We start from the raw sequence: 10820 nt of genomic DNA on the forward strand, positions 1-10820 counted from the left end.
GTCAGGTGTTAACGCGAGTTATTTCAATACCAATAAAAATGCCACGCACACGCGTGGCATTACTTTTTTCGCTTGGAAGAAAAACTCAGCCGCTCATTCGCGCAAACAGGTTTTCCAGTGTCAGCCCCTGATGGCCCAGGGTATCGCGAAGTCGACGCAAGGCTTCAACCTGGATCTGACGTACGCGTTCACGGGTCAGACCAATTTCAGCGCCCACATCTTCCAGTGTAGAAGGCTCGTATCCCATCAGTCCAAAGCGTCTTGCCAGCACTTCACGTTGTTTGGGATTAAGATCTTCCAGCCATTTCACAATGTTGGTTTTAATATCGGAATCCTGCAGGTTTTCTTCCGGGCCATATTCTTTTTCATCAGCCAGAATATCCAGCAGGGCTTTATCGTTTTCACCACCAATGGGGGTGTCAACCGACGTAATACGTTCATTCAATCGCAGCATGCGGCTGACGTCATCAACCGGTTTGTCCAAGGCTTCAGCAATTTCCTCAGCTGTTGGCTCATGGTCCAGTTTTTGTGAAAGCTCACGAGCGGCGCGCAAATAGACATTTAATTCTTTTACCACATGAATGGGCAGACGAATGGTCCGGGTCTGGTTCATGATGGCACGTTCAATGGTCTGGCGGATCCACCAGGTGGCATATGTTGAGAAGCGGAAACCGCGTTCAGGATCAAATTTTTCCACAGCGCGGATCAGACCCAGGTTACCTTCTTCTATAAGATCAAGTAGCGCGAGACCACGGTTGTTATAGCGTCGGGCTATTTTCACAACCAGTCTTAGGTTACTGACAATCATACGTTTACGTGAAGCTTCGCAGCCGCGTAGGGCACGTCTGGCAAAGTACACTTCTTCTTCTGCTGTAAGCAGAGGTGAGTAGCCAATTTCTCCCAAATATAATTGGGTGGCGTCGAGGTTTTTGGGGAGCTCTTCCTGGGGAAGCACGATATCCTCGTTATCGTCATCCGCATCTTCGTTCAAGGTGGCTTCTGCTTTGACTTCAGCTGACATTTCCATGTCATCTAATTCATCGCGAGACTTCGGTTCGACTACAGCGTTTTTAGTTTGACCCACAACTGCATCTCCTGCTCTGTTTGGTTACCTTTGTACGTTCTCTCCTTTCATTTCTTATTATTATTTATAGTTATTATGGACGTTGCGTTGGCAGATACCGCAGCGGATCTAATGACTTACCGCGATACCTCACTTCAAAATGAAGTTTTACCGAATCTGAACCGCTATTCCCCATTGTCGCAATAAGTTCGCCTGCGCTAACCCATTGCTGTTCTTTTACTTTTATTGTGTCGTTATGTGCATACGCACTCAAAAAAGTGTCGGTATGCTTTATAATTATTAAGTTGCCGTAGCCTCTCAGCGCGTTACCCGAGTAAACGACTTTTCCATCTGCGGCAGCCACTATGTTTGTACCTCGTGCTGCCTGGATGTCGACACCCTTATTACCGGATTCTTCTTGGCTAAATGTGGCAATCAGCTTACCTTTGGCTGGCCAAACCCACTGTTCCACTTTATCAGGAAAGGCATTGGGAGCGCGCTTTTTGACGCTTTTCGACGGCTTTTTGACGTCGTTAAGTGGCTGCCTGTTAACATTTTTTTCACTTTCACCATACGCCTGCTCTTTAGTACGGTCAACCGTATTTGTATAGACTTTAGGCGAGGTCTGACCAGTTGGTTTGGTCGGTGATTTCGAACTACGTTTGGCAATTTGGGGCGCGGTTACACGCAGCGACTGGCCTGGAAAGATATTGTAGGGCGGGCGTAAATTGTTATATCGCGCAATATCGCGATAGTCATTTCCGGTGTACCACGCTACGGCGTAAAGCGTATCGCCCTTTTTTACCGTGTAGGTGTCTCCCTGAAAGCCCTGATCTTCAATCGGCTGGCTATTGAGCACAACAACAGGGGCTGGCGGTGTAGAGCCACAGGATACCACCGCCAGGCAGCAAAGAATGACAATAAACGTTCTGGATACCGCGTACTGCATGCGCGCTGTTCAGACCTAGCGCAATATCAGATACGCCAACACGGCGAGTGCAACGACGGCCCAGCCGAGAATTTCGACATATTGCCTAAGCTTCGCTTCCATTGCCGCGCCGCCCCAGCGCATCAACCCTGCAACAAGAAAGAATCGGGCTCCGCGGCCTACTACTGATGCCATCACAAATGGTAAAAACGCCATGTGCAGAAAACCTGCGCTAATGGTGAATACTTTATAAGGAATAGGGGAGAACCCTGCCAGAAAGACAATCCATACACCATAATCGGTAAACCACTGCATGGCAGTATCCAGCTTAGGCTGGTAACCGGCAGATTCAATAACGGGCTGCAGCCAGGCTTCAAAAGCAAAGTAACCCAGAAAATACCCGGCAATGCCGCCAATGACTGACGTTAATGTGGTAAGCATTGCGAAATACCAGGCTCGCGATGGCTGTGACAGCGACATGGGCGCCAGCATCACATCGGGCGGGATAGGAAAAAACATCGATTCAGCGAAGCTAAGACCACCTAAATAGCGACTCGCATGAGGATGCCTGGACCAGCGAATCGCAAGGTCATAGCACGGCTGAAACACTTTCACATTAGCTCTCCTGCTACCAGCGGTACAAATCTGACCGATTCCACGGTTTCTGTCCGCAATTCTCCGTCCACACGATCAATGCAAAGTAGTGACTGCTGCTCATCTCCAACCGGAATGATCATACGTCCTCCTTCCTTCAACTGATCGCACAAATCCTGAGGTAATGAACTGGCTGCTGCCGTTACGATAATCGCATCGTAAGGACCCTTAGAGGGCCAGCCTTTCCATCCATCACCATGCTTCATTGATATATTGTGTAAATCCAGTTGGTTCATCCGGCGCTTGGCATGAAACTGCAACGACTTGATGCGTTCTACCGAATAGACACGCTGAAACAGCTGCGCCAGTATCGCGGTCTGATAACCGGAGCCGGTGCCAATTTCCAGCACATTGACAGCCTGGTTGGGCGCATCAAGTAACAGCTCCGTCATCTTAGCAACAATATAAGGTTGCGAAATAGTCTGCCCCTGACCGATGGGCAAGGCCGTATTCTGATACGCTTTATGTTTCAGGGTATCCGGCAAAAAAATCTCTCGGGGTGTGCCGGCAATCGCGTTCAGCACTTTCTGGTTTTTGACGCCTTCCGAATACAGTAATTCGGCCAGCGCGTCACCTTTTCTAGAGGATCTCATGGTACCTTATTATTATCCTTATTAAACCAATCTTTATCAGATGACGGGGTCCTTATTTCGCCATCCAGTCCTTCATATCATCCAGGCTTTGGTAAGCCGTCATATCAACACTGAGCGGGGTCACAGAGCAATAGCCGTTTGCCACCGCCTCAAAGTCCGTTCCAGGGCCGGCATCCTGTTCTGCCCCAGCCGGGCCATACCAGAAAATTTGTCTGCCAAACGGGTCTTTATCTTCTACCATCCCTTCAGCACGATGTCTGCGGCCCTGGCGGGTAACTTTAATGCCTTTGAGTTCCTCATATGGCACATCCGGCACGTTTACATTCAGGATTTGGTTTGCCGGTAGCGGGTGCTTCTGCAATTTTTTGATAATTTCCAGCACCACGCGGGCGGCGGTCTCAAAATGTTCCCCCTTTTTGCTGGTGAGAGAGACGGCAATGGCCGGCAGGCCCATGTAGCGGCCTTCTGTTGCTGCCGCCACAGTGCCAGAATAAATCACATCATCGCCCAGGTTTGCGCCGTGATTAATGCCCGACACCACCAGTTCAGGATCTTCTTTCAAAAACCGGTTTACGCCTAGATGAACACAGTCGGAAGGGGTGCCATTCACAGAATAAAAACCGCTGTCCATTTGCTGAATGCGCAAAGGCTGGTGCAACGACAGTGCATTGGAGGCACCGCTGCAGTTTCTGTCCGGCGCGATTACGGTAACATCGTGTTCGCTGGCAATGGTCTGGTGCAAAATCGCCAGGCCCTTTGCGAATACGCCATCGTCGTTACTCATTAAAATTTTCATGAATCTACCTGACTATACGCTGTTGATTGGAGTGACCATATCGATGCATTCCCGCAACACAGACGTTGCGAAGCATCCGCTGGGAAGACTGAATGATACCGTTAATGTATCACCCTTACCTAACCATTCAAGCTGCTCAGGCCATATTTTTATCGCCCGGCGCTCCTGCTCAAAGCCGGCTGAAGCAAGAAAGTCGGTTACCCGCGGATGGGCCTGCGCCACGGCGCATTCCAGTTCCCGCGCCTCGCCTTGAGTGGGTAAGTTACCCGCACCCCATTGTGGAGCTGTAGGTGACAGGTCACCGGTTTCATAACGTTGGGGAATGGTGGTATCACTACCATCATCTACAAAAAAGCTGTTGGAGCCCGTCAGTACCAGCGTATCTCCCGGCAATACATGGTTGAATTGCTGTTTTTGAAGCCGCGTTGACACCACTTCGTTAAAGAACCAGCTTCGTAACGCGGAAAGCGCCATCGAACGCTTATTGCGGTGGCGAATCGTTTCGCCCTGGATCATGCGTTCTGCGAGTACCAGATTGCCGCCGCGCATCACTTCGCCCTGATCGTTCATACGCATAACGCCGAAGCGCTGTTCGCCGTAATAATTAGGCACACCCTGGGTGGCGATTTTCGACAGTGTGTCTTCAACCGCCTCGATGTTGTTCACCTGGCGAAGCTGAATTTGAAACGCATTGCCTTTTAGCTGACCGGTTTTCAGCTTCTTATTATGGCGGGTGTGTTTCAATACCTTAACACCTTCCAGATTGAAGCCGGAAAAGTCGAAGTCAGCCTTGCCGGGTGCATGCAGGCCAAACCACTGGCGGGTGACAGCGTATTTATCTTTTCTGCCAGCATACGTTACCTGGCGTAGAGGAAGGCCGGTATAACGGGTCAGCTGTTCAGCCAGATATGCCGTGTTGGTGTTTTCCTTTTCAATAAACACAAACTGGTGTTCACCATCACCGGTGGGCTCGTAGCCTAACTCTTCAGTTACCTGAAAATCGTCGGCCTGAAACTTAAACAGTCCCGTAGAGACCGGTCGGCCATATAAATATTCCCAGTGCTGTGTGGTTAACTCCATGAGGGGTCCTTTTGCAGCAACACCACCGCATGGGCGGCAATGCCTTCTTTACGTCCGGTATAGCCAAGTTTTTCGGTGGTGGTCGCTTTCACATTGATATCGTCAACCGGACAACTGCAGTCAGCTGCGATATTGTCGCGCATAGCGTCGATATGTGGAGCCATCTTTGGTGCCTGCGCTACAATTGTCATATCAGCATTCACCAGTCTGTAGCCCTTTTTTTCTACCTGTAGCATCACGTGCTTTAGCAACTCGCGTGAGTTGGCACCGGCGTAAGCATCGTCGGTGTCAGGGAAATGTTTGCCGATATCGCCAAGTGCCGCTGCGCCCAGCACCGCATCACATAGGGCGTGTATCAGTACGTCTCCATCTGAATGGGCTATCAGGCCTTGCTCGTACTCAATTTGCACACCGCCGATGGTGATGGGGCCATCACCACCGAACTTGTGTACATCGAATCCGTGTCCTATTCGCATACATTGTCCTGTGTTTCTTTTGCTAAACGTTCTAAATAAAATCCAGCCAGCGGCATATCTGCCGGGCGGGTTATTTTTATGTTGGCAGGGTTGGCATCGATCAATGCGACGGTAAATCCGGCCATTTCCATTGCCGATGCTTCGTCTGTGACGGGACGTTCCTGCGCCAGTGATGAGGTCAGTGCATCTTTGAGTAACTGCGCGGGAAACAATTGTGGCGTTAGCGCATGCCATAAGTCGTCGCGGCTCTCGGTATGAGAAATGGTATGCGACTGGCTTACTGCGCGCTTCATGGTGTCTCTTACCGGAGTTGCCAGAATACCACCGGCTATTCCGGTCTGGCTTATCACACCAAGCAGATTGTCGATATCAGTGTGACTCAGGCAGGGGCGGGCGGCGTCGTGCACCAGTGCCCAACAGTCTTCAGGTAATGCTGATAGCGCATTGAGAACTGAGTTTGCGCGTTCGCTACCACCCTCGACGATGGTTAACCAATCTGCTGCGGCAACGGGCAACGCATGAAAGTAAGGGTCTTGTGGGCTTAACGCCACTACGACATGCTCGATAGCCGGATGACTGATCAGGGCGTCCAGTGTGTGTTCGATAATCGTTTTGCCAGCCAGCGACAGATACTGTTTGGGACGATCAGCCTGCATACGGCTACCAACACCAGCAGCAGGAACAACCGCGATAATTCGGGGGGATGTGTTCATTAATTGATTTTAGTCATTGTCAGCAGGCAGAATACGATAAAAAGTTTCGCCTTCTTTAATCAGTCCCAGCTCATTACGTGCACGCTCTTCAATCGCTTCCAGGCCAATTTTCAAATCGTTAATATCCGCTTGCAGCAGCGCATTTCGTTGAGACAGATTGGCATTTTGAAGAGACTGTTTATGGACTTCCTGTTCGCGCGCGAGATAGTCCGGGATACTGTTTTTACCTGACCATAGCCGGTACTGCAGCAAACCCAGCAAGAGCAGTAATACAATGGTAACCCATCTATCTTGCCACACGGTTATCACCTGTTGTTATTGGATTCGGAGTTATCGCCAACATGGGCGACAGGCGCCGCCAGTGGCTGCGCCTGATTTGTGACTTATTATGCCGTGCCAGAACACTATTGCAAAGGGTAAGGAAAGGTCTGGCCAAGTTTATGCGCACCAGAGGCCACCAGAATAAGGTAATCGCTACCGGACTGCCCGGGTAATAACCCGTGTTGGTAAGGCTGATGTGTGCTCCTGAGTCCGGTCCCTGTGACTTTAGCAGGGAGCGTTTTCGGAAGCACACGTATGGTCTAGTTACTATTGCCAAGTTTGCCTTTCAGCTTGTCCAGCAATTTGTTTTTCTGCTTATCGACGACGCTGGACAACTGGGTTTTCAGCAGTTCATCCAGTTGGGCCGTGTCGCCCTGAGCCGCATTTAGCATGGTTGTAATGTCAACAAGCTGGCCGGACGCAGCGTCTTGTTGCTCAGCAACCATGGCATTAAGCTTGGCGTTGAGTTCGTCCAGTTTATCCTGTTGCGAGGCAGTCAGCTGCGTGAGTGCCATCTGCGCCAGTTGATTATCAAGATCCGAGCTGATGCCAAAATCCGGGTCTGATAAGGTACCCGCTAAACTCATGTCCATCGACAGACTGGATAACCCCTGGAGTGCCTTAGCAATCGCGGTAGTGATGTCATTGCTTCCCGTCGCTTGCATCGCCAGTTCACGAAGATTAACGGTACCGGTTCCGGATAACAGGTTGTTTTCCACGGTCATAGATCCGGTTGTCTGCATCAGGGCGCGAGTGAGCGTAGCATTCAGCTTTTCGTTCTGGCTGAACGGTATATCAGAGAGATTCACACCGGCCAGCGACCATTGCTGGCTGGCATCCACACCGTCATTGTCTATCCAGAACTGACCGCTCGATTCAAACTGTTTCAACAACTCGCCTGCCGCGGCAATAGTAAATGTGGTCGGCTCGCCGACGATAGGATGCGTATTCGTGATATTTTTCCAGACGCTGGTAATAGACTCTTCTTTCCACTTCACGGAGACGTCAGCCTGACGAACCAGAACAGAGGGCAGGTCGCCGCTTTCCTCTTGTACACCTTCCTCACCCTGAAGCAGTGGCAGCACGATTTGAACCGCTGACATCAGGTATTCGGTATATTCAGCCGCCTTTTCGCCAAACACAAACTGGGTAACCTGCTCAAGCGCCGCCTGATCACCGGCAATGACGCCTTTGAGTAATTCATAATCTTGTTTGGGGGCATTTTTCAGTGCTTCTACACTGCCTGCCAATGCTGTTTTGGCTTCTTTGGCTTTTTCGGTGAAGTTACCGATAAGTGCTTTATCCTGGCGAATTTCTTCTTTTAGCTTATCCAGGGTTTCCTTAGCCTGAAGTAATGCCTGTGGATCGCTGTAATCCGTTTCTTTAAGCTGATTGATCTGCGTTTTATAGTACTCCAGTCTTTCTTTATCAGGCAGTGACTCATAATCGGATTTAAGACCCTCTGAATACTGTGAGTACGTTTCTTGCGCGTCTTCAACAGCAGCGCTGGTCTTCAACGGATTACGGGCCAGCAGCTCATCTACCGATGGCACCGCGTCCTGCGCTTTGGCTTTTATTTCGTCAAAAGAGAGAGAATTGGTCGGCTGACGATACACTTCGCCGGGTGTTTCCCGAGGCTGGTCAAACTGTACCTCAAGTAACTTCAGGTTATTAACGATCACGCGGTTTGATAACAGCGGCATCAGTTCAACGTCGGCTTGCGCGGTACCAATAAGAACTTGGTTTCGTTCAGGATGAACGGCGTCTGTCAGTCCGATTCCGTGCATTTCTACTTCAACCGGAAACAGACTATGATCGAACTCTGCGATATCGACCTCTGCGCCATAAGACTCTGAAAGTTTAGATTCCAGAATGCTTTTGATAATGGTATTGGCGAAAATCCAATAGCCGAGAATAATCAGCACCAGTGCCGCCAGTACGATGTAGCGACGACGAAACCCCTTACTGCTCATACCTTCACTCCTTGTAGTTCACGCAACCTGTTTATGCCAACGCTCATGAGAATTTGCGCTATACGTGGTGGCGGTTTAAAAACACAGGCACGGTGTCACCGCCGGGTGGCTTACCCGTAGTAAGGCAGTAACCCAACAATGAACCACAACACTGCTGACAATGCACCCTGTGAACGGAAAACTGGCGACAGCTGCTTACATTCAATGATGGAGTAAGCAGCGTGACTTCAGCGTGTCTTTGTGTAATTGACGCTAAGTGGCCAGATCCCCACCCAATCCCCAGTGGCTCAGCAGTTAGTCTATGACAAAGGTGGGTGCCAGTACAGCGCAACCCTTTTCCGGTATACCGGCAACGTTACAAAACTGATCACTCTTGCAGTAATGCAACCGTGACATAGCCAGACAAATGCGGCGCGTGCCTTGATACTACGACACCCTTACCTTTCCAGTTTAAACCCATCGGTGATGGCTTTGAGTGCCTCACAACTTTTTCGCAGCATTTCACTGGTCCTGGCCAGTTCCTGTGAAGAAGACAGACTCAGGTCGGCGGAGCCAGACAGATCGTTTATTCGCATATTCACTTCTTTCGCCGCTTCGGCTTGTTGCTCGGTGGCAGTGGCAATTTCGCTGTTCATCGACACGATATCATTCATTAATGTATCAGCCCGTTGCAGACTCTGGTTTGCATGAGCCGTTTTATCACTGGTTCCGACAGCGGCTTCCTGACTGTTTTTTACTGCGCTTACCGCTGCGCTGGCACCACTTTGAAGCTTTTCGATCATTACCTGAATTTCATCGGTACTTTGTCCGGTGCGGCTGGCCAGTGTGCGCACTTCATCGGCCACCACAGCGAAGCCGCGGCCTTGTTCGCCAGCCCGCGCGGCTTCGATGGCGGCGTTCAGTGCCAGAAGGTTAGTTTGCTCGGCAATGCCCCGAATGACATCCAGCACCGAGCCAATACTTTGCGACTGACTGGCCAGAGCATCTACTACGCTGTTCACTGACTCGATTTCTGTGCTCAAGTCGCGCATATCATTTACCGCAACTTCAACCACTTTGGCAGCTTGCTGAATATGGTTACGGGCCTCTTCGGTAGACTGATTTGCGGTTTCGGCATGTTGCGAGACGTCCTGGATTTGTGTTGTCATCTGCTCCATTGCAGCCGCAACCTGCAAGGTATTCTGGCTCTGAGATTGTGACTGGGCATTGCTGGCACTGCTTGCCTTATCAAGTTGATTCGCCTGCTCTGTTACCTGCGACAGAGTGCGACGAACGGCGATAAGAGAGTGACGCATTTTCTCGGTGTACTCATTGAAGTAGCGCGCCAGTCGCGTCATCTCATCTGCACCATCTTCAGGTAGTGCCTGGGTAAGATCGCCTTCTCCTTTGGCAATGTCTTTCATACTTTCTGTGACCTGCTGAACCGGACGCACGACGCTACCGCCAATCAGTGCCATCAGCCCAGCCACAAGCAAAATGCTGACGATGCTGGCAGCAATAAACAGGTTTCTTAGCTGAGAGTATTCAGCATCAAGGCGGGTTAAATAGATACCAGAACCAATAGTCCAGCCCCAGGGTTTGAATTGTTTTACATAAGAAATTTTTTCGGTAGGTTCTGTTTCGCCAGGCAGGGGCCAGACCTACTCAACAAAGCCCGCTCCCTGTTGCTGAACCACCTCTGCCATTTCGGAGAAAAAGCGCTTACCGTTGGCATCTTCAAAACTTCGCAGGTCCTGACCGTCCAGGTCGGCTCGCATAGGGTGCATCACCATGCGGGGTAAATCATCCTGCACCCAGTAGTAGTTGTTATCGTCGTATCTCAGTGTGGCGATAGTCTCAAGTGCCCGGCTTTTTGCTTCTTCCTCCGACAGTTGGCCGGACGATACACGCTGAGCAAACGCGGCGGCCACGCTGTGCGCGGTTTCTACCAGGTGTTGATTTTCGCTAAAAGCTTGTTGGCGCAATGCCTCGTGATGGCGGTTGAGCGCTAAAATAGTGAGCAGAGTCAGAATAATAGCCATCAATAGGGTGATAAACGTGAGTCGTTGAGTCAGGCTGAAACGGCGCAACCAAAGCATGCCATACCTCTCTTTTATTGTTGTTAACTGACACCAAATAGTAACGTGCACCTGCCTTGCCAACGCGCGCACAAGCGCGCCACGGCATTGCCTCTACTTCATACAGCGAGTGTGTGCACGGTATCAGTATCAGTCCCTGGGACAT

General features: G+C 50.5%; 11 protein-coding genes and 1 pseudogene. All 12 read right to left on the reverse strand.

Annotated elements, in window-relative coordinates; all coding sequences use genetic code 11:
* Positions 1-85 precede the first annotated feature (85 nt).
* Entirely contained in the window at positions 86-1021 is a 936-nt protein-coding gene (gene rpoS, locus ACLBLI_RS02985; RefSeq protein ID WP_414830889.1) for an RNA polymerase sigma factor RpoS, read from the reverse strand.
* A gap of 136 nt (positions 1022-1157) precedes the next feature.
* Positions 1158-2012 carry a peptidoglycan DD-metalloendopeptidase family protein gene (locus ACLBLI_RS02990; RefSeq protein WP_414829686.1) on the reverse strand — a complete coding sequence of 285 codons (855 nt, stop codon included), beginning with the start codon at positions 2010-2012 and terminating at the stop codon, positions 1158-1160.
* A gap of 15 nt (positions 2013-2027) precedes the next feature.
* A complete protein-coding gene (locus tag ACLBLI_RS02995) occupies positions 2028-2606 on the reverse strand; it encodes a YqaA family protein (RefSeq protein WP_414829687.1) in 579 nt (192 codons plus the stop codon).
* Positions 2603-3238: a protein-L-isoaspartate(D-aspartate) O-methyltransferase gene (locus tag ACLBLI_RS03000; RefSeq protein ID WP_414829688.1), complete on the reverse strand. Its 636-nt coding sequence runs from the start codon at positions 3236-3238 to the stop codon at positions 2603-2605. Before ACLBLI_RS03000 ends, ACLBLI_RS02995 begins: the two co-directional genes overlap by 4 nt.
* Positions 3239-3290: 52 nt before the next feature.
* Complete coding sequence (gene surE / locus ACLBLI_RS03005; protein WP_218311605.1) at positions 3291-4034, reverse strand: 5'/3'-nucleotidase SurE; 744 nt, start codon at positions 4032-4034, stop codon at positions 3291-3293.
* A 12-nt stretch (positions 4035-4046) separates the two neighbouring features.
* The gene (gene truD / locus ACLBLI_RS03010; protein WP_414829689.1) at positions 4047-5114 is read right to left on the reverse strand and encodes a tRNA pseudouridine(13) synthase TruD; all 1068 of its coding nucleotides are present in this window, start codon (positions 5112-5114) and stop codon (positions 4047-4049) included.
* Entirely contained in the window at positions 5105-5590 is a 486-nt protein-coding gene (ispF, locus tag ACLBLI_RS03015; RefSeq protein ID WP_414829690.1) for a 2-C-methyl-D-erythritol 2,4-cyclodiphosphate synthase, read from the reverse strand. The genes truD and ispF overlap by 10 nt, the downstream gene beginning before the upstream one ends.
* Positions 5581-6303 (reverse strand): 2-C-methyl-D-erythritol 4-phosphate cytidylyltransferase, encoded by a 723-nt coding sequence (gene ispD / locus ACLBLI_RS03020; RefSeq protein WP_414829691.1) that lies wholly within the window; start codon positions 6301-6303, stop codon positions 5581-5583. The genes ispF and ispD overlap by 10 nt, the downstream gene beginning before the upstream one ends.
* 9 nt (positions 6304-6312) lie before the next feature.
* The gene (gene ftsB, locus ACLBLI_RS03025; protein WP_414829692.1) at positions 6313-6603 is read right to left on the reverse strand and encodes a cell division protein FtsB; all 291 of its coding nucleotides are present in this window, start codon (positions 6601-6603) and stop codon (positions 6313-6315) included.
* Positions 6604-6884: 281 nt separating this feature from the next.
* Positions 6885-8597, reverse strand: coding sequence for a TIGR03545 family protein (locus ACLBLI_RS03030; protein ID WP_414829693.1), 1713 nt, complete (start codon positions 8595-8597; stop codon positions 6885-6887).
* Between the two features lie 437 nt (positions 8598-9034).
* Complete coding sequence (locus ACLBLI_RS03035) at positions 9035-10066, reverse strand: methyl-accepting chemotaxis protein (RefSeq protein WP_414830890.1); 1032 nt, start codon at positions 10064-10066, stop codon at positions 9035-9037.
* Positions 10067-10174: 108 nt separating this feature from the next.
* Positions 10175-10675: pseudogene (locus ACLBLI_RS03040) on the reverse strand (cache domain-containing protein); the annotation flags it as partial.
* Positions 10676-10820 lie beyond the last annotated feature (145 nt).

The sequence above is a fragment of the Alteromonas sp. H39 genome, assembly GCF_047556435.1.
In the GTDB taxonomy this organism is placed as follows: Bacteria; Pseudomonadota; Gammaproteobacteria; order Enterobacterales; family Alteromonadaceae; genus Alteromonas.

Bases quoted from the DNA above. Each gene is read 5' to 3' on its own strand.
- rpoS (WP_414830889.1), bottom strand. From the start codon at position 1,021: ATGTCAGCTGAAGTCAAAGCAGAAGCCACCTTGAACGAAGATGCGGAT.
- ACLBLI_RS02990 (WP_414829686.1), bottom strand. From the start codon at position 2,012: ATGCAGTACGCGGTATCCAGAACGTTTATTGTCATTCTTTGCTGCCTG.
- ACLBLI_RS03000 (WP_414829688.1), bottom strand. From the start codon at position 3,238: ATGAGATCCTCTAGAAAAGGTGACGCGCTGGCCGAATTACTGTATTCG.
- surE (WP_218311605.1), bottom strand. From the start codon at position 4,034: ATGAAAATTTTAATGAGTAACGACGATGGCGTATTCGCAAAGGGCCTG.
- truD (WP_414829689.1), bottom strand. From the start codon at position 5,114: ATGGAGTTAACCACACAGCACTGGGAATATTTATATGGCCGACCGGTC.
- ispF (WP_414829690.1), bottom strand. From the start codon at position 5,590: ATGCGAATAGGACACGGATTCGATGTACACAAGTTCGGTGGTGATGGC.
- ispD (WP_414829691.1), bottom strand. From the start codon at position 6,303: ATGAACACATCCCCCCGAATTATCGCGGTTGTTCCTGCTGCTGGTGTT.
- ACLBLI_RS03030 (WP_414829693.1), bottom strand. From the start codon at position 8,597: ATGAGCAGTAAGGGGTTTCGTCGTCGCTACATCGTACTGGCGGCACTG.